20 protein-coding genes are annotated in these 23,931 nt (G+C 63.8%); 11 read left to right on the forward strand and 9 right to left on the reverse strand.

Annotation, left to right across the window (positions count from 1 at the left end; all coding sequences use genetic code 11):
• Position 1: 1 nt before the first annotated feature.
• From M3465_RS09605 to M3465_RS09625, 5 genes are read right to left on the reverse strand one after another with little or no spacing between them, the layout of a single operon-like run.
• Complete coding sequence (locus M3465_RS09605) at positions 2 to 1,006, reverse strand: PD-(D/E)XK motif protein (protein WP_249501501.1); 1,005 nt, start codon at positions 1,004 to 1,006, stop codon at positions 2 to 4.
• The gene (locus M3465_RS09610) at positions 990 to 3,857 is read right to left on the reverse strand and encodes a Z1 domain-containing protein (protein WP_249501502.1); all 2,868 of its coding nucleotides are present in this window, start codon (positions 3,855 to 3,857) and stop codon (positions 990 to 992) included. The genes M3465_RS09605 and M3465_RS09610 overlap by 17 nt, the downstream gene beginning before the upstream one ends.
• On the reverse strand, positions 3,854 to 5,320 hold the full coding sequence (locus tag M3465_RS09615) for an ATP-binding protein (RefSeq protein WP_249501503.1): 1,467 nt from the start codon (positions 5,318 to 5,320) through the stop codon (positions 3,854 to 3,856). The genes M3465_RS09610 and M3465_RS09615 overlap by 4 nt, the downstream gene beginning before the upstream one ends.
• Positions 5,321 to 5,360: 40 nt before the next feature.
• Positions 5,361 to 7,565: a sigma-70 family RNA polymerase sigma factor gene (locus M3465_RS09620; protein ID WP_249501504.1), complete on the reverse strand. Its 2,205-nt coding sequence runs from the start codon at positions 7,563 to 7,565 to the stop codon at positions 5,361 to 5,363.
• Positions 7,549 to 8,409 carry a BrxR family helix-turn-helix transcriptional regulator gene (locus tag M3465_RS09625; RefSeq protein ID WP_249501505.1) on the reverse strand — a complete coding sequence of 287 codons (861 nt, stop codon included), beginning with the start codon at positions 8,407 to 8,409 and terminating at the stop codon, positions 7,549 to 7,551. Before M3465_RS09625 ends, M3465_RS09620 begins: the two co-directional genes overlap by 17 nt.
• 445 nt (positions 8,410 to 8,854) lie before the next feature.
• Here M3465_RS09625 and M3465_RS09630 point away from each other — a divergent pair, with 445 nt between their 5' ends.
• The 6 genes from M3465_RS09630 to M3465_RS09655 all read left to right on the forward strand — a co-directional run bounded on the left by M3465_RS09630 (position 8,855) and on the right by M3465_RS09655 (position 13,779).
• A complete protein-coding gene (locus M3465_RS09630; protein WP_249501506.1) occupies positions 8,855 to 9,409 on the forward strand; it encodes a DUF2478 domain-containing protein in 555 nt (184 codons plus the stop codon).
• Positions 9,406 to 9,894, forward strand: a complete 489-nt coding sequence (locus M3465_RS09635; RefSeq protein ID WP_249501507.1) for a hemerythrin domain-containing protein — start codon at positions 9,406 to 9,408, stop codon at positions 9,892 to 9,894. Before M3465_RS09630 ends, M3465_RS09635 begins: the two co-directional genes overlap by 4 nt.
• 88 nt (positions 9,895 to 9,982) lie before the next feature.
• Entirely contained in the window at positions 9,983 to 10,513 is a 531-nt protein-coding gene (gene ubiT, locus M3465_RS09640; protein ID WP_249501508.1) for a ubiquinone anaerobic biosynthesis accessory factor UbiT, read from the forward strand.
• Positions 10,510 to 11,508, forward strand: a complete 999-nt coding sequence (gene ubiU, locus M3465_RS09645; protein WP_249501509.1) for a ubiquinone anaerobic biosynthesis protein UbiU — start codon at positions 10,510 to 10,512, stop codon at positions 11,506 to 11,508. The genes ubiT and ubiU overlap by 4 nt, the downstream gene beginning before the upstream one ends.
• Before the next feature lie 3 nt (positions 11,509 to 11,511).
• Positions 11,512 to 12,423: a ubiquinone anaerobic biosynthesis protein UbiV gene (gene ubiV, locus M3465_RS09650; RefSeq protein ID WP_249501510.1), complete on the forward strand. Its 912-nt coding sequence runs from the start codon at positions 11,512 to 11,514 to the stop codon at positions 12,421 to 12,423.
• Positions 12,424 to 12,513: 90 nt separating this feature from the next.
• Positions 12,514 to 13,779, forward strand: a complete 1,266-nt coding sequence (locus tag M3465_RS09655; RefSeq protein WP_249501511.1) for a peptidoglycan-binding domain-containing protein — start codon at positions 12,514 to 12,516, stop codon at positions 13,777 to 13,779.
• Between the two features lie 69 nt (positions 13,780 to 13,848).
• Here the strand turns inward: M3465_RS09655 and M3465_RS09660 are convergent, their stop codons facing one another.
• On the reverse strand, positions 13,849 to 15,219 hold the full coding sequence (locus M3465_RS09660; RefSeq protein WP_249501512.1) for a hypothetical protein: 1,371 nt from the start codon (positions 15,217 to 15,219) through the stop codon (positions 13,849 to 13,851).
• A 75-nt stretch (positions 15,220 to 15,294) separates the two neighbouring features.
• On the reverse strand, positions 15,295 to 16,056 hold the full coding sequence (locus M3465_RS09665) for a SpoIIAA family protein (RefSeq protein ID WP_249501513.1): 762 nt from the start codon (positions 16,054 to 16,056) through the stop codon (positions 15,295 to 15,297).
• A gap of 200 nt (positions 16,057 to 16,256) precedes the next feature.
• Between M3465_RS09665 and M3465_RS09670 the strand changes: the two genes are divergently transcribed.
• The 4 genes from M3465_RS09670 to M3465_RS09685 are packed head-to-tail and all read left to right on the forward strand — an operon-like array spanning position 16,257 to position 19,451.
• Positions 16,257 to 17,234, forward strand: a complete 978-nt coding sequence (locus M3465_RS09670) for an SLAC1 anion channel family protein (RefSeq protein ID WP_249501514.1) — start codon at positions 16,257 to 16,259, stop codon at positions 17,232 to 17,234.
• A gap of 29 nt (positions 17,235 to 17,263) precedes the next feature.
• Positions 17,264 to 17,704 carry a DsrE family protein gene (locus M3465_RS09675; RefSeq protein WP_249501515.1) on the forward strand — a complete coding sequence of 147 codons (441 nt, stop codon included), beginning with the start codon at positions 17,264 to 17,266 and terminating at the stop codon, positions 17,702 to 17,704.
• Positions 17,705 to 17,759: 55 nt separating this feature from the next.
• Positions 17,760 to 19,073 carry an NAD(P)/FAD-dependent oxidoreductase gene (locus tag M3465_RS09680; protein ID WP_249501516.1) on the forward strand — a complete coding sequence of 438 codons (1,314 nt, stop codon included), beginning with the start codon at positions 17,760 to 17,762 and terminating at the stop codon, positions 19,071 to 19,073.
• A gap of 12 nt (positions 19,074 to 19,085) precedes the next feature.
• The gene (locus tag M3465_RS09685) at positions 19,086 to 19,451 is read left to right on the forward strand and encodes a DUF5368 domain-containing protein (protein ID WP_249501517.1); all 366 of its coding nucleotides are present in this window, start codon (positions 19,086 to 19,088) and stop codon (positions 19,449 to 19,451) included.
• Here M3465_RS09685 and torT read toward each other — a convergent pair.
• Positions 19,448 to 20,452, reverse strand: a complete 1,005-nt coding sequence (gene torT, locus M3465_RS09690; protein ID WP_249501518.1) for a TMAO reductase system periplasmic protein TorT — start codon at positions 20,450 to 20,452, stop codon at positions 19,448 to 19,450. The genes M3465_RS09685 and torT overlap by 4 nt on opposite strands.
• On the opposite strand from torT, the gene M3465_RS09695 reads away from it, so the two are divergent.
• On the forward strand, positions 20,421 to 23,201 hold the full coding sequence (locus tag M3465_RS09695) for an ATP-binding protein (protein ID WP_249501519.1): 2,781 nt from the start codon (positions 20,421 to 20,423) through the stop codon (positions 23,199 to 23,201). The two genes, torT and M3465_RS09695, sit on opposite strands and share 32 nt — an antisense overlap.
• Here the strand turns inward: M3465_RS09695 and M3465_RS09700 are convergent.
• Entirely contained in the window at positions 23,171 to 23,875 is a 705-nt protein-coding gene (locus M3465_RS09700) for a response regulator (protein ID WP_249501520.1), read from the reverse strand. The two genes, M3465_RS09695 and M3465_RS09700, sit on opposite strands and share 31 nt — an antisense overlap.
• Positions 23,876 to 23,931 lie beyond the last annotated feature (56 nt).

A 23,931-nucleotide genomic window follows, 5' to 3' on the forward strand; every position in this document is an offset into this window, starting at 1 on the left:
GTCAATCCAGTCCAAATTCGTTGATCAGCTCCGAAAGTCCGATCGAGGGAACTTCGAGCGCGTCGAGGTCGAGCACATAGGCAGCTGAGCGGATGGCAGCTGGAAGCGCTGCGCGCGTGAGACGCGGCATGTCACCTTCCGCGCGGAACGCCCTTGCGTCCTTCAATGTAAGTGTGCGCCCGTAGAGCGCTGCATGCTCGTCGAGGTACCCCATCACCATGAGCAGTGCTTCGAACCCGCGTTGCACTCCAGCCAGTCCGAACCTTTCTCGGAGTTCAGTCACAAGACCGACGAGCGAGACCCCATCGGTATTCTCCTCGAAGCGAAAGGCGCACAGGAAGTTGGGCGCCCGGTCACCATCCAGCTGTTCGATGCTGTTGATCCGCGCGAGGAAGCTGCCGGTCCGGACCGTGCTCTTCACCTCTATCGCGCCACCCCGAACGTGGAAGTCCTGTGCAGCCCGCAACGGCCCCTGCCAGCAGTCGAGAGCACCAGCTCCGAGGGAAGTGTCCGTGAGCAGCCTGAGCATCCAGAGTTCGCCGAGCAGGCCGATCTGCGCATCGGACGAAAGAGGACGGTGCGTTCGGGCCATGAAAGCCTGCCATTCCCTGACCCGTTCGAGGAAGGCCTCCACAACGTCGCGGCTCGCGCTGTTGGCTGCAGTCTCCAGCGTTCTCAAGACATCCACGACCATTATGGCGAAGATGTCGGGTGAGCCCTCTGGCCGCCTCACGAGGGCGATCGCCGTCTTGCCCGCGAACACGGTTTGACCCTCGATGCAGGAGACGTCGAAACCCTTGCCTTCGGGCAGCCGCGCCGGATTGACCGGCCACGATCCGGGAAAGGAGACGATCAGGGCTTCCCGACCGAGCGGAAAGTGACAGCCTGCTTCAACCGAGACGGCGCCCATCCCAGTGAGGTGGACAAATCGCCAGTCTTCCGCCGCTTCCTGGCGCGCGAGCGCTCGCCAGGCACGCGCAATTCCCTCTTCAGTCCACCCACTCATTGAGGCCTCCCCACAGTACGCTGTTGGCGATGTACCTCGAATTGGAGACCCTTCTCTCGGAGTTGCTTGACGGAAAACTGATTGCCCAGGCGACGACGGGATCGGCATCCTTTAGCTCTTCGACCTCGGCACCCTCGGGATCGAGCAGATAGAGCATCAGGAGACCACGCTCCCGGCGCGCCCGAACGCCTGCTTCGGTGTCTCCTTCCCCGAGAATATGACGGATCTGCGGACCTCTCGGCTCTGACGGAGGCTCCTTGCCCTCATTGCGATCTGTATCGTTGCGCCACGTTTTCTGGCTGAGGTCGAGCGCAGCCTTCCATTCTGCTTCCGTCAGATCGATGGCCTGATCGCGAGGCGAGATGAGGGTCTTGATAGAATATCGATCTGCATGTTCGGTCGTTCTCCTCCGCTTCAGCATGTTGACCGAAGAGCCGCCGACCTTGCGGTACTTGTCGTCCGGGCCCGTATCCTTTCCGATCAGCGCAACTGTCCAGCTCGTGAGCTCGCTATCCTTGTTCATCTCCTCGATGAAGTCCGCAATCAGCGGACTCATGATCCGGAAACTGGCAGGGTGGGTTCTGTAATCCCGCAGGAACGAGATGACGCTCAGGGCCGGCACATCTCGCCAAAGGTGACCGTTCCACTTCTGGCCTTGTGGAACGAAATGCTGATCATTCAGATCCGTCGATGGACCGAGTGCGTCGATGAACCGATCCGTGGCCTTGAAGTTCGCCGTGATGTCGTCCTTGCGGTTGGGGAACACGATAGTTTGCAGAAGGTCGCCCGAATAGGTCAGCTGCATCGCTCGAGCGTTTCTCATCTTGGCCCGAGAGGTCACCGTCAGCACCGAATGCGATTTCACCCGCAGACCGAACTGTTTTGGCGTGGCGCCGGCCGCGACCATGTTGTCGAACTCCTGGCGCAACTCTTCGGCGGCATCGGCGATATGGCCGAACCACTCCACCATTTCCTGCGACGTGTAGAGGCGGCAGACATCAAGGTAGCCGTCGCGGTAGCCGAACCAGCGCCCCATCTGCATCAGTGTGTCGTACATGCGCGCGGTCCGAAGGAAGTAACTTGTGCAGAGACCCTCCAGCGTCAGACCGCGCGCCAGCTTGTCGCCGCCGATGGCAATCACCTTGAGGCCGGTGCCATCATTGTCGGCGTAGTCGAGTGCGTCCTTGGCCGTGCCGTTTATCTCGCGGACGCGAATGTCGGACAGCACGTCTGGGAGGACGGCGCGAATGTCGGCCCACGAGAAGTCCTCCAGCGCTTCGTCTTCGACGAGGGCGGAACGGATACGCTGCATCCCCGGCAGAAAGGTTTCCTCATACTCCGTGCGCATGGACGCCTCGAGGTTGTCGAGCTCGATGCCGCGTGTGTAGCGGCCCTTAAGATCTCGCACGTACTCTGCGACTTGGTTGACGACAGCATTCTGTACCGAGGTGAAGCGGGTAACGTGGATGAGCATCGAGGAGTGTTTGCTGCCCTGTCCGCGCAGCTTCCTCACGGCACAGGCATAGACGAAGGAGCGGATCGCTTCTGCGAGCGAGTCCGGCACACGGTCCTCCCCATGCCATCGCGGCCGGTAGCCGTTCTTGTGTCGTGGCGGCATCCACGGCTGGAACTCATCGTCCGAAAGCGGGCGCACCAGAGGCAGGTCTTCCGGCGTGCTGGAAGCTGATCCGAAGACACGGCCCGGTCCGACATAATTCGATGGCGCCGCAAGGCTGGTGATGAAGGCTGCGGGGAAGAGGTCCGGTCCGTGTTCCTGAGTCTCCCCGCGGTCATGAATGAAGATGTTCGCAAAGGGTGTCGCCGTGTAACCGACATAGGCCTTCCGCGAGAAATGGTGGAGGATCGACCGGATCAACCTGTTGATCGTCTTGGGCTCGTGTTCGAGATCCGGGTTGCCGAACTCGTCCACGACATCTTCACCGGTGTCGACAGATCCGTGATCGGACTCGTCGTCGATCACCATGAGAGGCAGGTTGGTGACGAGTTTGCGCCCTGTTTCTGGGTCGACGTGATTGGCCACACGGTTGCGGATCCAGTGCAGCAGGCGCTCGAGCACCGTCTTGTTCTTCTTGACCACGAACAACCACGGTCGCTGTTCCGGGCTGATGTTCATCTTCGCGGCAACTGCCGTGTTGAAGTCGCCCTTGTCGCTCCGATTCGTTGCAGCATTGGGACGGACCGACATGTCCTTGTCGATCAGTCCGACCCCCACTGCTGGGAGCTCGTCAGCATCCGCGATGGTGGCAAAACCGAGAAACCCCTCGTCCAGGCGGATCTGGGTCTGTGCTCTCAGGTTGTTGTGCAGGCCGGCGAGCACGATGATGATTTTGTAACCTGCGTCGGCGGCCTTGCAGATCAGTCCGGTATAGTTGCCTGTCTTCCCCGATTGGACGTGGCCCACGACCAGTCCGCGACGATCCCAGGCGCCTTCCCGTGTCGGGTCCTCGAGCTGCGAAAGGACTTCGTCAGTGGCGACATCGAGAGCATCTAGGGCCGTCCAGGGGATCCGCGCTTCCATGTACTCCGAGTAACGCTGCCAATAGGTCCAGCCCTTCTTCCTTTCTGCATCAAGCCAGGCGACATGATCCTCACCGCTCGACAGGGTTGCGTTCTCGCCCACAGTGCGGCTTGAACGGCGGATCAGCTCGTCAACGAGCGCGTCCCTATCAACAAGGGCGAAATCGTCCTCCATCATGATCGACAGCTTGGTCAGCTCCTTCTCGATCATTTCCGGAGTGACAGGGCTCTGAGCGCGTTCCGCAGCAAGGCGGAGCATGTTCTGGGCCATGGAAAGGATTGAATCGAAGGCCTTCTGGTTTGAAATCGTCATTGCGTGTCTTTCGCTTCAAGGGCTGCAACCAGGTCGAGGTGCCGGTCGAATGGGGGCGTGCGACCGAGCCGCTCGCGTGCCTCGGTCGGGCTGAGCCCGCGGAACTTCACCAGTGCTTCAAACATCGAGGACAGGGTCTCCATCACCTCGTTCTCGGCCGCTCCGGTGAAGCCAGTTCTCGGCGTCTCCTTGTCTTCCGCCGTATCCAGCCAGATACGCTGCACGGGCACTGTCTCTTCGATAAGCCTCAGAAGAGCGAGGATGTCGGACTTGAGTGGACCGGCGCGATCGAGGATCGAGGCGACAAGATCATGGTCACGAGCGATCCGGTAAGACGTTCCTTGTGCCGAACGCCGCGCTTGCCATGCTTCGGCGACTGCGTTCGGGCGCGTGCCTGAGGCCGGGATCACGTGTCCGCGGTGGGCGAAGACCCGCCGCGCCGTGTCGCGTGTTTCTGTTGCGAGACGATGAAGCTGGGATCGCAGACGCACCGGGGGGCTGGCCGTCGATTTCAGGACATTGATCTTCCAATCGGCATCCGCGCTGTTCGGTATGTCGAGCCGAATACGTGCGAGCCTGTGAGCTTCATCGCGCGGCCATGGTTTGCCGCCATCGCCGAGGCCAAGCCACCCCCCAGCGAGAAGGAGACGCTTGTTGCGGTAGACGTAGAAGCCCTCCTGCTGCGTCCATCCCCCGGGCCCCGCCGCCGCTTCCTGCTCGGCAGGTTTGAGCATGTCGCGATGCGGAAGGACGTGGCATTGCACGGTCACACCGGTGGTGTGGAGGATCCGATACTCCGGACTTTCGAGCGCCTTGCCGGGATGACCGATGAGGTACGGATCCCAAGGCTTCAACCCTCTGCCATTGAGCGAGAGGCGCAGAATAGGCTGTTGGCCATCGATGAGGCGATGGAAGGTCATCGCAAGATGCGCCTCCACGCGATCCGCGAGCTCGATCATGTCGGTGGCCACGAAGCCATCCGTCACGATACGGTCCAGTTTCTCCCAGAGTACGACGGTGCCGTGGGCCATCTGATCAAGCGGCGCGAGCAGATGCTCTGATCCCGGCGCCGGTCCCTCGAAGAGCGGCCAGTCTGCCCCGGGTTCTTGACCGATGAGATCGAGGTCCCAGCGCAGGCAGACGACCGGTCCACCTTCCTTCCGACTGGCGACGGTGAGGCGACGGGCCTGAGAGAAGCTGGCCGTCTTCAAGCCGAGCCCGAAGCGCCCGAGGTCGGTGGCGGCGCGTTCAGCCCTCGGATCGCGAGCGCCAAGACGCATGCCCGTCTCCAGAGCCGCGTCGTCCATGCCGTCGCCGTCATCGACGATACTTACCCAGCTATCTGGACCGGCCCACTCAAGATGAACGGCGACGTCGCGGGCATTTGCGGCGATGGAATTGTCGACCAGATCGGCAAGTGCGGTGGGAGGCGCATAGCCGAGTCCACGAAGGGACTCGAGCATCGACCCGGCATGAGGAGGAGCATTTCTTACACCCATCCCGTCACATCCCCAACAATTCGCGGAGCCTACGCTTGCGGCCCGGATGGGAAAGTCGATCAAGGCCCTTCGCTTCGATCTGACGAATGCGCTCGCGCGTCACGCCGTAGATCTGACCGATTTCCTCGAGGGTCATGTCGGTCTCGCGCCCTATACCAAAGCGCATCCGGATCACATCAGCCTGACGTTCCGGCAGATCAGCCAGCGCTTCTGTCACGATCCTTTCGGTTTCTGCCTGGTCGAAGACATCCACTTCTGAAGGCTCGGGCAGCAGGTTGTCCCAGTCGTCAAGGCTTGCGGGATATTCGGCTTCACGTGGGATGCCGCGGAACTGTCTGACCTCGTCGATTGTCCATTCGAGCTCTTCGGCGAGTTCGAGGTCGGAGACGCCGCCACCGACCCGAACATCCAGCCGCTCGAGCGCGCGATCGAGCTTGGTGATCTTCTCGTTCCGATGCACTGGGATGCGGATCGCCGCGCCTTCATCAGAACGCCATCGCGTAATGGCCTGTCGCATCCAGTAAGTGGCGTAGATGAGGAAGCGATAACCACGCTCGGGATCAAATCGCCTTGTGGAACGCTGCAGACCCATGAACGCCACCTGGAACACGTCCTCTGGATCCTCGCCTTCCTCCACGTTCCGCGAGGCAAACCGCCGCACGTAAGGCAGATGCTCGCGGATTAGGTGCTCGGTAGCAGATTCGGAAATCAGTATTTCGGCTTCCAGCTGACTGGCCTCGGCTTGGCACGCTGGGAACTGTTCCAGTCTACGGACCAACTCCTTGTGAAATGCGAGCGAGAGATCCAATGCCTCGAGCGCAGCAAGTGCCTCTCTTCGTCGTTTGCCATCCATCACACGGCCAGTAGTGTGCCACGACCTCAGGGTGTCCGCGGCGGCCATTACTTGAGACGTCTCCGCATGACCCGGGCGTGAAGGAATGATCGTTCTCAGGGAGACCGAGCCGGGGTCTCGTGAACCGTCGCGGATGCGGTCCATGACGTCGAGGATTGTTTCGACGGCGGTCTCGGAGGCCAAGATGCCCAGCTGGAGTTCCTGCTTGGCCCGCATCATGGGCTCCAGCAACTGCAGCTCTTCCGACTTATCCATGACGAAGCGCTTTGTGCCGGGAAGCAGCGTTCGACGCGTAAGGGCTGCCTCTATCGCGTCAGCAAGGTCATCGGACGATGTGTCCGAGACGGCGTCCCAGAGTTCGACATCATGCCCCGTCGCCTGAGTGAAATCGAAGCCCGCTGCTTCGAGGTTGCGCTGGAGATTGATACGCAGTTCCTCGAGATCACCATTCCCTTCGCAATGGACGACCAAGTGGTCGATATCGTCGAGGGAGCACCGACCCTTTGCCAGAATCTCCTCTGCCCAGGTGAAGCAGAGCTCCGGGTCGATCGACATCCGCGTGCCGGTCTGGACGACAGCGCGTTTGACCGATTGCCGGCCGCGGGTCCGGACTTTCAGGAAGTCGTTCTCTGCACCATGATCGGCCGTCACCGCAGCGCTGGAGCCGATGCCTTCTCCAGCAATCGGCGCAGCTGAAAGGTCGAGATCCCAATCACCGTCCTCGTTATCCGAAACCACTGGTGACGAACTGATGAGCGCTACGAATGTCCCCGATGCCGTATCGCCCGCGTACTGATCGAAGAATTCCTCTGGTTCTGCCTCAGCTTCGAAAGTCAGCAGGTCATCCAGGTCGTCAGCCCTATCCGCGTCGGCATCTCCATCTGCTGGCTCAGTTTCCTGAACCCCGGCGATACGGTGCTCTGGAACTGAGTCGGGCGCGGCAACGACAGTCTCGACCCCGGGTGGAACCTCGCGCTCGCCAACCGTCTCTGTTTCCGTCTCCGTAGACCCCGCAACAAGCGAAGACAGAAGCTGCGCGGCGAGACCGTGACCTTCGGCAAATGCCACATCCGCAGGTGTCTGTCGGTCGTGGTTCAGTGCGGCGGGGTCGGCACCTGACCGAATGAAGAGATCGCAGACGGCCAGATTGCCCATGCGCGCGGCAAGGTGGAGCGGTGTATCTCCTTTCGCGTCGGCGGCGTGGAGGCGAGAAGATGCCGCAAATTCGGCAAGCCTCTCGAGCATCCCTTCGGCGATCAGCCGGATCTCGAAAGGCCCAAGAACATGGCTTTCCGGTTCGCTCTTCGCCTGGTCGCGACTGCCGAGGATGCGGGACAGTCTATCCATGATCTTCATGAATGACCTCCCTGTTGAGAAGCACGATCTGCTGGTCCTGCGGCTTCCTCGCGCCGGGATCAGTATCAAGCCCCAGACGCCTGAGCGCGTAGTAAAGCAGCGCGCGCCGGACCTTGATCTTCGCCTTGCCGCCACGCATCCCGTAGTCGAGCGCGATGACCTTTGCCTGAGTTTCCGACAGTGCGGGGTGGGGACCGACCTCCAGCGTGACCTCGGAATGCCAGTCACTATCATCGTCGGCCGACGCTTCGCTCTCACGCGATCCGCGGATCTCCAGCATCCGTGAGAGGAGGAAGTCCTTGAAGCAATCGTCTGTCAGGCAGAACGCCCGCGTATGCCAGCGGAACCCGTCGAACCCGATGGCGTGCGGAGCGATCCAGCGCCAGCGCGGCTCGAAGCTGGAGAGGGACTGATACTTCACCTCGATCGCCTCGGACCGGCGGATGGCGCCGACGACCGAACGGAGCGTCACCGGATCGACGCCCCGCACAGGCGTCGGGGCAGATGCATAGGGTGGCAGGTCAGGGATCCAGCAGTCGTCGCGCTCCAGCACATCGTCGGCAACCAGGCGGAGCTGGGCGAGGTAATGCGCTGCGTCTGGCGGGCGGAACTTGCAGTCGAAGTCCGGGCCGCGGACATAGGTGCGCGCGCTCTTGTCGTAGAACATGTTGTCCGGCGCCAGCGCGATGTAGCGATTCAGGTCCGAGGATGCCTGGTTCACCGAAACGCCGAACTGCTGCATCACGTCGATGCGGTTGACGTGCCCCTCCCAGAACAGGCGGAATTCGATGAACTCGAGCCGCTGCTCGATCCCCCAGCGAAGTTCAGCCTTGTCCCTGTCCACATTGCGCTCCCGTCCAGCCCCGCGCGCACGCGAACTGTGCGCGCCCAATTTCTGGGCTGCTCACACGCTATCGAAGCGGAAAGGTGCCAGCAATCAAAATTGTACCCGCCAAGAACGGAGAGAGTTCGGTATTCGTTACACTCCCACCGCCACCATCCTCCTAATTCCCGATCCGAGCCGCACCCCACCATCGATTGCGCTTTGCGAGAAGGTTGAATCTGAGCCCAGGGCCGCGCCTGTGGGGTGAGGCGTAAGGTCCCAGTTGGGATTTCTGGTTTGAAGCTGTGGCCGGGTGGATTTAATCGGTAAAAAGAGTACCAATTCTGGATCGGCGGCCAAGCGCTGCCGGAACGCGTCATGAGCGAGACTGACAAGACCGAGCCGGGCGCGTCCTGGCGCTGCTGCCACGCCGGCTCTTTTCTTCAACGATATCAGGGAGACCAATATGCGGCTTGCGACGGTTTTGGCTGAGGAGCGGGGCGAGACGGATCGACTTCTCAATTGCGTCGTCCCGCGGTTGCAGGAAAGCGGCACGCGCGTTGTCGGGGCGCTGCGGGCGGATGCGCCGCAGGGCGAATGCGACTGTGCGCTGACGCTTTTGCCGGGCGGGCCGGTGGTTCGGATCACGCAGGATCTCGGGGCAGGGTCTACCGCGTGCCGCATGGATGCCGGCGCGCTCGAAGAGGCGGTCGGGATCGCGTCGGCGCGGCTGGAGACCAACGGCGCCGATCTGGTGGTGATCAACAAGTTCGGGCTGAGCGAGACGGAAGGGCGGGGGTTCCGCGCGCTGATCGCAGAGGCGATGGGCCGTGATATTCCGGTGCTTGTCGGCTTGTCCGCGGCGCATCGCGAAGGCTTCCTGCGGTTCGCCGGAGAACTGGCAGAGCCGCTTGCGCCGACCGAAGCGGCGATCTTCGAATGGTGCCTGGCGGCTGTGGGCGCGCGCATGGACCGGGCGGCGGGAGGCCGGCACTCGCAACTGGAGGATGAAACACAATGACGATGACGGATGATCCCGGAGATGCGCAAATCCCTACCGATGCATTGATCGATCATATCCGGACGCGCTATCACGAGACACACCGGCGCGAACTGCCCGAATTGATCGCGCTGGCGCGCAAGGTGGAGGCCATGCATGCCGAAGATATCCACGCACCGCACGGTCTGACAAAGGCGCTCGAAACGATCGTTGCGGAGCTTGAAGCGCATATGCGGGCTGAGGAAGCGGAAGTCTTCGCGGCATTTGCCGGCGATACCTCGGCCGTGCCGAATGAGCGGCTCGGGGCGCTGCGCGACGATCACGACGCGCAGGAAGCCGCGCTAAACCGGATTGCAGCGATCACGCATGGCTTGCGGTTGCCCGCCGGCGCCTGCCGGTCCTGGAGGCGGCTTTATTCGGGGCTCGGCAAGCTGGCCGAAGATCTCGATGAGCATCGCCACCTTGAAAACCACGTGCTTTTCCCGCGTTTGCAGGAGCCGTCCTGAACGAAGGTCGCGGATGCGCGCCTGACCAGCACGCTTTTCGGCTGCGCAACCGCGCAGCGCCCATTCCAGAATATTACCGGTAACCAATATGAGCCTGAACGCCGATCCCATTCCGACCGCCCCGCGCCGCGCGAGCCCCGTCCTGTCGCGGCTCGCCTGCACGGTTGTCCAGCCGATCCTGTCGCGCGTCGTTCGCCGTATCGCTGAGCGGCATCCATCGCTTTTCGCGCGGCTCGGGCCGCATCAGACGACAGATTTCCTGATCGATCCGATCGAGTTGCCTTTCGCGCTGCATTTGCGGCCCGACCCGGAAGCGCTGGTGTTCCGTGCCGTTCCGCGCGCCGATGCCCCGCCGGCCGGGGCGACGATCCGGGGGAAGTTCCTGTTGCTGCTCGAACTCGTGGATTCCGAAGAGGATGGCGATGCCGCGTTCTTCTCGCGCGATCTGGACGTGTCCGGCGACACCGAGGCCGTGGTGCGCTTGCGCAATGCGCTCGATGACGTGGACGGCTCCATCGCGGAAGAAACCGCAGAGATGTTCGGCCCGCCCGGACGCGCGATCCTGGCGCGGCTGCGCAAGACCTATACGAACGATAATGAAGGACACCCCGCCCGATGAGCCTTGCCGAACTGATCTGTCCCGCCGGAACGCCAGCGGCGCTGCGCACCGCCGTCGATGCTGGCGCCGATGCCGTCTATTGCGGTTTCCAAGACGCCACCAATGCGCGCAACTTTCCGGGGCTGAATTTCACGCCGGATGAGATGCAGGCCGCTGTCGCCTATGCCCATGCGAAGGGAACGAACGTGCTTCTGGCGCTCAATACCTATCCTCCGGCAGGCCAGGTGGATCTGTGGCGGCAGGCCGCCGATGCCGGGGCGCGGTTCGGCGTCGATGCCTTCATCGTGGCCGATATGGGGGTCGCCGATTACATCGCGCGCACCCATCCGCAGGTTCGGCTGCACCTGTCGGTGCAGGCCGCCGCGTCCAGCCCCGAGGCGATCCGCTATTATTGCGAGAATTTCGGCGTCAAGCGCGTGGTGCTTCCCCGCATCCTGACGATCCCCGAGATCCGCCAGATCCGCACGGAAATCCCTTGCGAGATCGAAACGTTCATCTTTGGCAACCACGGGCTTATGGTCGAAGGGCGCTGCAGCCTGACCAACTACCTGACCGGACAATCGACGAATATGGATGGCGTCTGCTCTCCGGCGTCCGACGTGCAATACCAACGGCATGAGAACGGCTCTATGTCCTCGCAACTGGCCGGGTTCACCATCGATTGCTTCGGCGCCGAGGAAAAGGCGGGCTACCCGACGATCTGCAAGGGCCGCTATACCGCGCCGCATCGCAAGGAAGGCTATTATGCCTTCGAGGAGCCGGTGAGCCTCAACCTGTCGCGGCTTCTGCCCGAACTGATCGACGCGGGTGTGCATGCGTTCAAGATCGAGGGGCGGCAACGCTCCAAGAGCTATGTGCGCGGGGTCGTGACGGCATTCCGCAAGGCGGTGGACGACATCCGCGCCGGCCGACCGGCAGACATGGCCGATCTCGTTGCGCTGACCGAAGGGCAGAAACAGACGCAAGGCGCGTTCGAAACGAAGAAATGGCGGTAAAACATGACGAAACTGACACTGGGCCCGATCGCTTATCACTGGTCCGCAGAAAGACGGCGCGATTTCTATGCGCGCATCGCCGATGAAGCGCCGGTCGATGAGGTGTATCTCGGCGAGGTCATCTGCTCGAAACGCGCTCCGTTTCACGAGGCCGATCTGCCCGCCACCATCGAACGGCTGGAGCGCGCGGGCAAGACGGTGATTCTGTCCAGCCTTGCCGAAGTCATGCTCAGGCGCGAGCGCAAGGCGACGGAGGATCTGGCCGCGATGGACAGCCCCGAGATCGAGATCAACAATGCCGCCGGGCTCTATGCGCGGGGTAAGCGGGCGCATCGCATCGGGCCGTTCATGAACGCCTATAACGAGGCGACCATCGCCTGGACGGCCGGGCAGGGCGCGACCCATGTTTGCCTGCCGGGCGAATTGCCCGCGCAATCCATCGCGGTCGCGGCGCAGGCCGCGCGCGGTCTGGGACTCGGGGTGGAAGTTCAGGTGTTCGGTCGCGCGTCGCTGGCGGTCTCCGCGCGCTGCTATCACGCCCGCGCGCATGGCCGCACCAAGGACAATTGCCAATTCGTCTGTGAAGAGGACGATGACGGCATGCCCCTGCGCACGACCGACGACCGGCCCATCCTGCGGGTCAACGGGATCCAGACTCAATCGGAAAGCTATGTCGATCTCCTGCCGGAGATCGGACAGCTTGCGCAGCACGGTGTCACCCACCTGCGCCTCATGCCTCAGGATGTCGATATGGTCGCGGTTGCCGAACTGTTTCGTGCCGTCGCGGACAAAAATCAGGCTCTGGACGAGGCGGAAGCGCGCATGCGGCAGCTTTGCGGCGATGTGCCATTCAGCAACGGGTTTTACCACGGCACGGCCGGGTATCGGAGAATTGCGTCGGCGGCAGCCGGTTAGGCCATAGCCAGGCCGCTTCAAAGGGACGCCGGACTGGATTTTGAACGGGTTTCGTGTATCCTACGGTCATTGCCACAGGGGGATTTGAGCATGAAACGTCATTCCATCGCGGCGCTCGTCGCGGCTTCCATGGTGGCCTCCGTGCCGGGCTCCGCTTCGGCGGACGCCAAGGACGCGCTGATCGGCGGTATCGTCGGTGCCATCATTCAGAAGGGTATTTCCGACAGCCAGCGGGCCAAGCCGCAGCGGAAGGTCTACCAGAAATCCTCGAAATCCAAAAAGAGGACCTACACGGCGCCGAGCCTGAACAGCCAGTATTCGCGCTCCGAGCGCATCCAGATCCAGAGCGCCTTTCGGGATTTGGGGTATGGCATCGGCACGGTCGACGGCGTTCTCGGCCAGAACAGCCGGCGCGTGATCCGCCAGTTCCAGGCTTCGCGCGGAGAGGCGCAGACCGGACAGCTCACGCGCGCGCAATACGTTGCGCTTTTGAGCCAGACGCCCGGCGCCACGCCGGTCTTCGCGCAGCGTCCGCTTTCGGGCGATGAAGTGCGCATGTTGCAGCAGGGCTTGCAGATGCTCGGCTATTATCGCGGACGGATCGACGGCGCCAAGGGGCCGGGCACGCGCGGCGCGCTCAATGCCTTTCTTGCGCAGCAGGGGTTGAACCCGGTTCAGGTGACGCCGGTTCAGGGGCTTGTGCGCGCGCGCACCGCCGCCGGATTGCAGACGCCGCGCTATCTCCAGCAGGAAGCCGGCAACCAGATGGCCGGGGCGCAGCCCTTCGGCCAGCAGCCGCAGCAAGCCTTCGGTCAACCGCATATGCAGCAACCGGGTTTTGCAGCGCCGGGCCAGCCGCAGGCGAACCCGTTCGGCACACCCGCGCAGAATGTGCCGCAGGGCTATGGCGTGCCGGGTCAGGCGATGCCGGGGCAGGGCGGACAGTATGTCTCTGCGCCGGGGCAGGTCGCACCGGGGCAGCAGCAGATGTTCGGTGTGGCGCAACCGCAGCCTCAAATGCAACGGCCCGGCGCGGCACAGCCGGTCGCGACATCGCTCTTCGGTGCGCCGCAGCCGCAGCCGCAGCCACAAGTGCCCGGCGCTGCCGCGCCCGTCGCAAATCCGCAGCAAAACCTCTTTGCACCGGCCGCGCCTCAGCAGCAGCTCGCACCGCAACCGGCTGCGCCGCAAAACGGTCAGGGCGGCACCGCACTCTTCGCCTCGGGCGGAGCGGTCGCGCCGCAGGCAGTCGCTCCGGCGCAGCAAGCCTCGCAGAGCAGCCTCGATATCTTCACCGGATCGGCGCAGGGCACGACCATTGCGCAGCCGAACGAGGTCGCCGGTCAGTCCCAATAGGCGGCTGGAACCAAAGCCCGCAGGTTGCGAAGGTCATCGGAAGACGCCCGCCATTCAGGCGGGCGCTTTTTATTCCGATGCCGCGCCTTCGGGAGGTTCCGCGTCCTGTGACCCGGCATCGTCGCCTTGCTGCTCTTCGTTCGGTTCCGGCGACGCAGCAGCCGACGCCTCGGGAGCATCTTCGATCGCTGTGAAGCGCCCCCTGAACTGGAACGCGCCGGTCTCGCGCATCTCGCCGCTTGGATCGATTTCCAGAACCACGGCGCGACCTTCGACCGGTGCCACGGACGCCGTGACGTTGTTGAAATCGATCCCGCCGAAGAGCGTCAGGAACCTCTGTGCGCCGGGGTTGTTGCGTAGCCCGCTCACATTGGTCATCAGTTGCGGCGCCGCAATTCGCATGATGAAGCTCGTCGCCCCCACGGCAGCCGAGCCCGAAACCGGATAGGTCGCGCCCACTGTCACGCCAGTGCTGCGCCCCTGCGCCGTGCCGTTTGCCACCGCGCGAAACCCGTCCTGTTCGAACCGCACCGTCGCATCGAGGCTGAGCGGCTCGGACTGGAGCGCCAATTCGCTGGAAATGTCGAGATAACTCGGCTGGCTCAGCGTCGGATGCGCGAAGGTCTTGACCCGCACGACCGCGTTGTCCGACAGGCCGAACAGCTGCGCGTCGGTCGGGATCACCTGCGTGCGATGGGTGCCGTCATTGGCCGCCTGCATCCGGTAGCCGACGATGGAGTAAAGCTGCCGACCGAAGGTTTCGAACAGCGTGCGCGCGTCATTGCTGCTCAGTTGCAGCGTCCGGGTGAAGGGAAAGGCCGGTCCGGCGCGCTGGCCTTCCTCGTTCTCGACGGTGAAATTCCACGGAAACGTGCTGGTATCGACCTCGGTGCCCTGAAGCATCTGGCGCGCGCATTGCTGACCCTGCTGCGCCGTGATGGTCGAGCCGAGCTGTTCCCCGACGCTCTGGATCGACGTGAACGGCAATTGCCCGGTGGTGAAATCATATTGTCCGGTATCGACCTTGTAGCTGACTTCGAACCGCTGGGTGATCGCCTTTCCGGCGATGACCTGCTGCAGCTGCGGCATCACCTCGAAGGAGCGCGTGAAAAAATCGCGCCGCTCGAATTCGTTGGAAAACGCGTCGCGGCAATAATTGTCGAGCTTGGTCGAGATGAGGTAAGACACGAGGCTGACATAAAATTGCGGATCGCTCAGATAATTCGGATTGGCCTTGAGATAGAGGAAGAGGGATCTGGGATAGGCTTCCTGCATCGAAAGGTCGTTCGCGGCGGCCACGATATCGACCTTGGCGGCGCGCCCGGTCTGTGCCGAAAGAACCTGCGCCTCGGCGCCTTGTTGGGCGCCGAAGGCACTCATGAGGACGACGGCCGCCGCCAATCGCCGAAGCGAAGCGCTCGTGTTACGGATTGCACGCATGAACCCCTCCCAGGTTAACCTTGCGTCAAAGGTTATCAGGGATCTCCGTCGGGTCCAGAAATTTCGCGCGCCGGCTCAGGTCCAGCCGACCCAGGTATGGGCCTCCGCCTCGCTTTCGGCATCGAAAAAGCGCATCTCGAAGGGCATCATCGGCGCCATGGTCTGCACGAGCGAGCGCATCCAGCCCGGCGCGCCGACAATGGCATAGCGTTCCATGTGGCCGATCATCCCGAACTTGTTGCTCATCAGGCCGCTATCCATGAATAATGCGGGGTCGAACCCGTCCCAATTCCTGAAGACGGCAAGCAGGTTCACCTTGCGATCGCTCTGCAGCACGCCTTGCAGGGGGGCGAAGACGGCGTCCACATCGCTTTTCGTGATCCGCCCGTCCACTTCGAAGGCCACGACCCCGTCGCTGCCATCGGCGAGAAGACGGATGCCCCGACCGCTTGCATCCGGGCTTGTCCCCGGCAGGTCGGAGGCGAAGGCACGAGCTGCCTCGATCTCGGTCGATGCAAAACTGCGCATGTCGATCATCGGCAGCACAGGGTCTATCCATTTCAGCAGCGCAGAGAAGGCCTGCAGATCCGTGACCATCGCGAGTTTCGCGATCTTGGCCCATTGCGGTAGCTGGCCGAATTCGAACTTCATGTCCTCGGCGATTGCATCCGCGGTGGCATCGGCCCAATCCTCCGCACGGATCACCAGACCGATCGGGCCTTCGCTTTCCAGAACGGGCGTCAGCTCGCGCTTCATCGTGTCGATATCGTCCTTGGTCACGATGCCTTGCAGCGTCACCTCGAACACCTGCGGTTTGAGTTTCTGCACAGTCAGCATGATGTCTCCTTTCCGGCTCTGGGATCAAGATATTCGAAAAAATCTATATGATATTAATCCAGGTCAATGCCCCGTCCGATCCGTATCGCAAGATATTCCGTAATTGGAATTCGATCCGTCGGCAGAGGCTTTGGGTTCACAGCCGAAACGCTTGTCGACCGAACCATGTTCCAGCCTGACGGCAAGAGGAAAGGCACAGGATGACAGCACAGGCCACCGACGCAGCGCCCCATTCGCAATTGGCGCATTTTCCGATCACGTTCTTTGCCATCGGCATGGGAATGATGGGCCTGACGCTCGCCCTGCGCGCGGCGGAGACGAGTTTCGGGCTGGCGCATGGGGCATCGCTCGCTGTGCTGGGCGTGTCGGTTCTGATGCTCTTTGCGGTGTCCGCCGGCTATGTCGCCAAAGCGGTCCGCCATCCGGGGCAGATCGCCGCCGAATGGCACCATCCCGTGCGGATCGCGTTCTTCCCCGCGGTCTCGATCTCGCTTCTCCTGCTTGCGACCGCGCTGCTCGATACGGCGCCGGGGCTCGCCGAAGCGATCTGGGTCTTGGCGAGCGCCCTGCAGGGCGCGCTCGCGCTCGCGGTCCTGTCGGCCTGGATCGGGCACCGCCCGTTCACCTTCGCATCGATGACACCGGCATGGTTCATCCCTGCGGTGGGCAACGTGATCGTCCCGCTCGCCGGTGCGCCGCTCGGCTATTTGGAGATTTCCTGGCTGTTCTTTTCGGCCGGTCTGATCTTCTGGCTTCTGCTGCTGACGCTGGTCATGAACCGGCTGATGTTCCACGATCCTCTGCCCGGAAAGATGGTGCCTACGCTGATGATCCTTGTTGCCCCGCCCGCGGTCGCCTTCACCGCCTGGACACGCATGGCGGGCGATCCGGGCGCGTTCGGGCATTTCCTGCTCAGCGTCGCCTATGTCTTCGCGCTCCTCGTGGCACTGCAAGCGCCCAAGCTGCGCAAGCTGCCCTTCGCGCTGTCTTGGTGGGCGCTATCCTTCCCGCTCGCGGCGCTCTCCATCGCGAGCTTCGGCTACGCCCATGCGAGCGGATCGGAGCCGCATCGCTGGATCGGCGCGGGGCTGCTGGCGCTGCTCGTGGCGGTGGTCGTGCTTCTGGTCATCCGCACCATCGGTGCGATGCGGGCGGGGCGCATCTGCGTGCCCGAATGATTGTCCCAACGCATAAAAGGAGTATCCCCATGCGTATCACGAAATTTCTCGCCGCTTCGGCCCTCGCGCTCGGTCTTGCGACCGGCGCGCAGGCACAGGATGCGAACAAGCTCGTCACGATCCTGACCGCGCCGGAGCCGCAGACGCAGCTCATGGCGATGGTGCTGACCATGAACGCGATGGCCGCCGGGGCCGAAGCCGAGGTTCTGCTCTGCGGCCCTGCCGGCGATATCGCTCTCAAGGACGCGCCCGCATCGGCCACGGCGGGCCAGCCGCCCAAGGACGCCAGCCCGCAAGGTCTCATGAAAATGATGATCGAGAAGAACGCGCTCAAGGTGCAGGTCTGCGCGATCTACCTGCCGGGCAAAGGTGCGGATGCGTCGGTTCTGGTGGACGGCGTGACCGCAGCCGCGCCCGACGCGATGGGGGCGGCGATCGTCGCGCCCGGCACAACGGTGATGAGCTTCTAGGCAATGATCGGCGCTCTGGCCCGGTGGGCCGGGGCGCTAAGAAGGGGAGGGGAACATGACTACCGACAACTACAATACTTCCCGGAGGGCGTTTCTGGGCCTTATGGCCGGTGGTGCCGCGCTTGCCGCATCGCCGCGTCCGGCGCCGGCGCAGCCCATCGACACCCGAGCGCGGATCGTCATCATCGGCGCGGGCGCGGGTGGAACCGCGCTGGCCAATCGTCTGGTGCGGCGGCTCGACGGCGCCAGCATCACGATCCTCGATCCAAGCGCCGATCACCTCTACCAGCCCGGTCTGTCGCTCGTGGCGGCCGGGCTGAAGCCTGCGTCCTATGTCGTGTCCGGCACGGCGGAATGGCTTCCTTCGGGCGTCACGCTGATTGCCGAAGCGGCGGCGGCCATCGATCCCGAGGCCCGAACGGTCAGCACCGAAGGCGGGCAGAGGCTCGATTATGATTTCCTCGTGCTCGCGCCGGGTCTGGTGCTGGATCACGACGCGATAGAGGGCTTCTCGCTCGATCTGGTAGGGCAGAACGGGATCGGCGCGCTTTATGCGGGGCCGGACTATGCCGCGCGAACCTGGCAGGCCGCATCGAAATTCGCCGAAGAGGGCGGCGTCGGTGTGTTCACGCGCCCGGCGACGGAAATGAAATGCGCCGGAGCGCCGCTCAAGCACACGTTCCTGATCGAGGATATCGCGACCCGCACTGCCGGGCCGGGCAAGCACGAGATGCATTACGCCGCCCATGACGGTAATCTCTTCGGCGTGCCCATTGTGTCGGAGAAGGTGCGCATGCTGTTCCAGGATCGCGGGATCGCGGCGCATTACAGCCACGTTCTCAAGGCCGTCGATCCGGGGCGCAAGATCGCGACGTTCGCCACGGCGGATGGCACGACCGAGATGGAATACGACTACCTGCACGTCATCCCGCCGCAGCGCGCGCCCGAGGTGATCCGCCAGTCGGGGCTCAGCTGGCCCGACAAATGGACCGATCAGGGCTGGGTCATGGCCGACATGAAAACCCTGCGCCACCTGCGCCACCCCGAGATTTTCGCGCTGGGCGATGTGGCGGGCGTGCCCAAGGGCAAGACGGCGGCGTCGGTGAAATGGCAGGTGCCGGTGGTCGAGGATCACCTCGTCGCGGCCATCGCGGGCCGGGAGGGCACAGCGGTTTATGATGGCTATACGTCCTGTCCGCTCATTACCCGCGTCGGGCGGGCGATGCTCGTCGAATTCGACTATCACAACAATCTCGTGCCGTCCTTTCCGGGGATCATCGCACCGCTGGAGGAGCTCTGGATTTCCTGGCTGATGAAGGAAATCGCGCTCAAGGCGACCTATAACGCGATGCTGCGCGGCAAGGCATGAGGGAGGACCGACATGCAAGACCTGACATTCGAAACCCTGATCGCCGTCTTCGAGGAGATCTTCGGCACGGCGCTTTTCTGGCTGATGGTCGTCGCGGCCGTCGCTATCACCGCCGGATATCTTTACGTGCTGATCCGCGACCGAGAGATGTCGATGCGGAAATTCCTGCTCGCGCAGCTGTCGATGCCCGTCGGGGCGCTGGTGGCCGTGCTGATCGTCATGCTGGCCACCCATTCGCATCTGCGCGATATCGGCGGGCCGATCGACGTGGTCGTTCTTCTGGGCGTTGCCGCGCTTGGCGCGGTGGGTATGGCGATCCTCGTCTATACGCTGCAATCGCTCTTCTGGCCGCCCTCCGAAGAGCCGCCGCGCAGTTAGCGCACGCTGGGAAAATATTCCGCCGGTGACAGACGCACATCCGCAAGGGCCGGGCTTCGCGGGGTGAGAACCGTGATCTCGGGGCCGGTCCTCTGCGCGGTTGTCGTGCCGTTCAGGGCCATGCGTATGGCAAGGATGCCCTGCTCGACCGGATCGTCGAACACGGCGGCGCGCACCCGGCCGCCCAGAAGCCCGCGCAGGATCGAATGGCCGAAATAGGTCGATACCAGAACCGGGGGATCGGCCCGTTCGGTATTGGCGAAATAGCCCATCGCCGCCTCGATCGCCGGGGCACTGCCGATCAGGTAATCGGTCTCCGGGTAGCGGTCGAGCGCGGTTTCGACGAGTGCGAGTTGCTGGCGAAGCCCGGTATCGGCGCCGAACACCTCCGCGATGCTCACGGCGCTTCCCGCCAGTCCGGCACGCAGCCCGGCCTCGAGCGGGCCGGTCCAGCCCGCCTCGGCGGGTCCGGAGATATAGATCGCCGTTCTGGGATCGCTGCCGGCAGGATGACGGCGCGCCAGATGATCGCCGATGGCGCGGCCCATGTCGCGCCAATCGACGCCGACCCGCCCGGACAAGGCCGGCGCGTCGAGCGCGTTCACCAGACCGAACACCGGCGCGCTTCGGGCCGCGCGCTCGATGGCGGTGGCCAGCTCGGGATCGTCCGACGCCACCGCGCCGATCAGGATGGCATCGACATCTCGCTCGGCGCAGGCCTCCAGCTGGGCGATCTGTGCCGTCAGCGCACGGTAGCCGCCCGCTTCGAAGAACAGCAGATCGGCCCCCTCGCGCGCGGCTTCCTGCTCCAGCCCGTAGGCCACGCTGAGCCAGTATTCATCCTTGAAATGCGGCACCAGCACGCAAAGCACCGGCCCCGCCGCCCGCGCTTGTCCGGCCAGAAACACCGCGAAGCACAACGCAAGAGCGGCGATTGTGCCGCCCGCGCGGCCCCCGTAATGTTCGCCCATGAAGCGCACCCGATTTGATACCCGGCTCATCCAGATCCTTTCGGCCTTGGCGGCGCTTGCCATCATCGTGGGACTGGCCGCAATCGGCGTCAACCGGTATCTCATGCGCAGCCAGAGCGCCATGATCGAGACGGCGTTGCCCGCCGTGCAGACCACCAGCCGTATCGGCGCGTCGGCCGAAGTGGTCGGCTCCCTGGCGGCCGCGTTTGTCGAACAGGCCGATACCGGCGACGATCTCGGCCAGATCACCGGGGCGTTGAGCCGCGCGGTGGGGGAGCTTGAAGCCGGGGCACAACGTCTGTCGGGACTCACGCCGGAAGGCGGGGCGATCACCACGTCCGGTGCGAGCGGCATCGTGGAGCGCATGGCACAGGCCGGACAGGCGCGGCTCGAGCTTTCGGCGCGGATCGACGCGGCTGCCGCCGCGGCCGGGCGCAGGGGCGAGGCGCTCGATGCGGTGATCGCCGCAGCGACCGATCTGGCGCGGGTGCGAATCACCGCCGGTATTGCGCGGCTCTATTCGGGCGCGGAGGACAGCCGCCGCGCCGCGCTCGATGCGCTGGCCGACGAATATGTCTTCGCCTTCGAGCGGTTGACGGAATTCGGGCGGCTCGTTGATGCGATGCGTCTGGAATTGCAACAGGTTCCGGGCATCACGACGCTCGGCGATCTGTCGCGTGCCCGGACCGATCTGGCAAGCCGCCTGGAGGTTGCCGAACGCCGCATCGCCTACCTGCCGACCGAAGCCGCGCAGCGCGATGTGCGCCGGCTGCTGGACGCGCAGCGCACGGTGCTTGCGGGGGGCGGTCTGCTCGATCTGCAACGCGAGCGCATCCTTCTGCGCGATGCGATCGCGTCGGACAGCGCGGCCCTGCGCGACGTGATCGGTCGGTTGACGGAGGAGGCCCGCGCCGCGCGCGACGCGACGCAAGCCGCTGCGCTGGCTCGGATCGCGGATGCCGAACGCCGCGCGGCGCTCATGAGCGCCGCGCTGCTCGCGCTGGTCATCGTCGCTGTCGGGCTCGGTGCGGTGCTGTGGCTCTATGCGCGGCGGCAGCTGGTCGCGCGGCTGGCGGCCCTGTCGCAGCGCATCGTCGCCGTGGCGCGTGGCGATTACGGCGCGCCCATGCCGCTGAGCGGACAGGACGAGATCGGGCGGATGGAAAAGGCGCTCAACATCCTGCGGCGGCGCACGATGGAAGCGGAGCGTCTGCGCGACAGCCTTCAGGACGCCGTGATCGCCCGCACCGGCGATGTCGTCGCGCAGATGAAGGAAGCCGACGCTGCCCGCGACCGCGCGGAAGAGGCCGACCGGAGCAAGACGGAGTTCCTCGCGCGTATGAGCCACGAAATCCGCACGCCGCTCAACGGGATCATCGGGATGCTGTCGCTGCTCGAAAGCGAAACCGACGATCCGGGCCGGCTCGCACGCGTGCGCACGGCCACCGCTTCGGCGCGGGATTTGCTGGAAATCACGAATGACATCCTGGGCTATGCCAGCGGCGAAGTGCGCAGTGGCGGCGAGCCCATCCATTTCGCGCTGCGCGAGCTGGTTGGCCAACTCGGTCATCAACTTCAATCTCTGGCGTCCGACAAGGGGCTCGAAAGCGTCGTCGATCTGGCCAACCCCGAACCGGTCATCCTTTACGGCGATCTGGTCAAGATCCGGCAGATCGTGGGTAATCTCATCTCGAACGCGGTGAAATACACCAGGCATGGCAGCGTGGTTCTGACGGTCGATCACGCGGCAGGCGCGGGCGATGACGAGATCGTCGTGAGCTTCGCCATCGCCGATACAGGGGTCGGCATGACGCCCGAAACCGTCGCGCGGGCGTTTGACGCCTACAGCCGCACCGAAGATGCCCGCCGCGCCGGGATCGAGGGGCTGGGACTCGGCCTAGCCATTTCGCGCAAGCTGACCGAAGCGCTGGGCGGCGCGCTGGATGTCGAGAGCGAGCCGGGCGTGGGCAGCCGGTTCACGCTGACGGTGCCGTTGAAGCGGGGCGACGCGTCCCGTATGGAAGACGCCGGAGCGGTCCTTTCGGCAGAACCGGTGTGCCGCGACGTTTTGGTGATCGACGATCACGCGGTGAACCGCATGGTCGCGCGGGGCTATCTCGAACGGCTGGGGTGCCGGGTGACGGACGCGGCCACAGGCGCCGCCGGGCTTTCCGCGGCGCGGGAGCATCCGGTCGATCTCGTGCTGATCGACATGGACCTGCCGGACATGACCGGCGCCGAGGTCGCGGCGGAACTGGGGGCGTCCGAGAGTGGGCCGGTGCTGGTCGCGCTCACCGCGCATCTGATCGAGGACACGCCTTTTGAACGCGCGCGGCTCGGCGTGGCGCGGGTTCTGGGCAAGCCGATATCCCCCCATGCGCTGATCGAAGCGTTGAAGCTCTGCAACCAAGAGGAGCCGGAGATGGGCGAAACAGACGTGCTGCAAAGCCTGCAAGCCGATATCGAGGATATTGGCCCGGAAATCACCGCGCAGATCGTGACCGAGTTCCTCGGCGATTTGCGGGATGCGACGACGCGCCTTGAAGCGGCTGACCCCGATGCACAGCGCAAGGCGGCGCACAGGCTCAAGGGGGCGGCATCGAATTTTCGGCTGAACGCCCTTTGCGAGGCGCTGGCCCGGATCGAGGCCGGGAAAGGCGCGATCGACCCGAGCCTCGTGGATGCTGCGAAGGCAGAGGCGGAGCGGGCCGAAACGACATTGCGCGATGCTGCGCGCGCGGCGAGGCTTCAGACCGAGGCGGGATCGACGAAGCGATAGCCTTGGCCGTGATCGGTCAAGATCCATTCGGGATCGTTCGGATCGCGCTCGATCTTCTTGCGCAGCCGCCCGACCACCACATCGATCATCCGGTCATTGGCCCGGTGTGCCGGGCGCCCTATCATCTCCGACAGGCGCGCGCGGCTCAATGTCTGGCCGGGGTGATCGGCCAAGGCGCTGAAAACATCGAATTCCTGCGGAGTCAGGCTTTCGGTGCGCGCCGCCGAGACGAGCCTGCGCCGGATGCGGTCAAAACACCAGACGCCGAAATTCTCAACCGGAGGCGGGCCTTGCGGCGCCTGTCCGATATCGGCGATCCGCGCCAGCAGGTTCTTGATCCGCGCGGACAGTTCGCGCTTGTCGAAGGGCTTGGTGACGTAATCGTCGGCCCCCATTTCAAGGCCGACGATCTTGTCGACCTGATCGTCGCGCGCGGTCAGCAGGATGATCCCCACGCGGGATGTCGCGCGTTGTTCGCGGGTGATCGTCAGCCCGTCCTTGCCTTCGAGATTGATATCCACCAGCAGGAGCTCAGGCGGATCGATGGCGATGATCCCTTCCATTTCGTCCGCATCTTCCGCCTCGCTCACCCGGTATCCCAGCGTGCGCAGGTAGGCGGCGAGCCGCATCCGGGACGTCCGGTCGTCTTCGACGATGAGGATATGCTGTGCCATGAGGCGTTATTACAAATCTTTACATCATCGAACAACCCGTCTTGAGCCGCGTCAAG

This window comes from Marivita sp. GX14005, assembly GCF_023370775.1.
GTDB lineage: Bacteria > Pseudomonadota > Alphaproteobacteria > Rhodobacterales > Rhodobacteraceae > Marivita.

Excerpts from the sequence above, each read along its gene's own strand:
- M3465_RS09605 (WP_249501501.1), bottom strand. The coding sequence starts at position 1,006 with ATGAGTGGGTGGACTGAAGAGGGAATTGCGCGTGCCTGGCGAGCGCTC.
- M3465_RS09610 (WP_249501502.1), bottom strand. The coding sequence starts at position 3,857 with ATGACGATTTCAAACCAGAAGGCCTTCGATTCAATCCTTTCCATGGCC.
- M3465_RS09615 (WP_249501503.1), bottom strand. The coding sequence starts at position 5,320 with ATGCTCGAGTCCCTTCGTGGACTCGGCTATGCGCCTCCCACCGCACTT.
- M3465_RS09620 (WP_249501504.1), bottom strand. The coding sequence starts at position 7,565 with ATGAAGATCATGGATAGACTGTCCCGCATCCTCGGCAGTCGCGACCAG.
- M3465_RS09630 (WP_249501506.1), top strand. The coding sequence starts at position 8,855 with ATGCGGCTTGCGACGGTTTTGGCTGAGGAGCGGGGCGAGACGGATCGA.
- M3465_RS09635 (WP_249501507.1), top strand. The coding sequence starts at position 9,406 with ATGACGATGACGGATGATCCCGGAGATGCGCAAATCCCTACCGATGCA.
- ubiT (WP_249501508.1), top strand. The coding sequence starts at position 9,983 with ATGAGCCTGAACGCCGATCCCATTCCGACCGCCCCGCGCCGCGCGAGC.
- ubiU (WP_249501509.1), top strand. The coding sequence starts at position 10,510 with ATGAGCCTTGCCGAACTGATCTGTCCCGCCGGAACGCCAGCGGCGCTG.
- ubiV (WP_249501510.1), top strand. The coding sequence starts at position 11,512 with ATGACGAAACTGACACTGGGCCCGATCGCTTATCACTGGTCCGCAGAA.
- M3465_RS09655 (WP_249501511.1), top strand. The coding sequence starts at position 12,514 with ATGAAACGTCATTCCATCGCGGCGCTCGTCGCGGCTTCCATGGTGGCC.
- M3465_RS09660 (WP_249501512.1), bottom strand. The coding sequence starts at position 15,219 with ATGCGTGCAATCCGTAACACGAGCGCTTCGCTTCGGCGATTGGCGGCG.
- M3465_RS09665 (WP_249501513.1), bottom strand. The coding sequence starts at position 16,056 with ATGCTGACTGTGCAGAAACTCAAACCGCAGGTGTTCGAGGTGACGCTG.
- M3465_RS09670 (WP_249501514.1), top strand. The coding sequence starts at position 16,257 with ATGACAGCACAGGCCACCGACGCAGCGCCCCATTCGCAATTGGCGCAT.
- M3465_RS09675 (WP_249501515.1), top strand. The coding sequence starts at position 17,264 with ATGCGTATCACGAAATTTCTCGCCGCTTCGGCCCTCGCGCTCGGTCTT.
- M3465_RS09680 (WP_249501516.1), top strand. The coding sequence starts at position 17,760 with ATGACTACCGACAACTACAATACTTCCCGGAGGGCGTTTCTGGGCCTT.
- M3465_RS09685 (WP_249501517.1), top strand. The coding sequence starts at position 19,086 with ATGCAAGACCTGACATTCGAAACCCTGATCGCCGTCTTCGAGGAGATC.
- M3465_RS09695 (WP_249501519.1), top strand. The coding sequence starts at position 20,421 with ATGAAGCGCACCCGATTTGATACCCGGCTCATCCAGATCCTTTCGGCC.
- torT (WP_249501518.1), bottom strand. The coding sequence starts at position 20,452 with ATGAGCCGGGTATCAAATCGGGTGCGCTTCATGGGCGAACATTACGGG.
- M3465_RS09700 (WP_249501520.1), bottom strand. The coding sequence starts at position 23,875 with ATGGCACAGCATATCCTCATCGTCGAAGACGACCGGACGTCCCGGATG.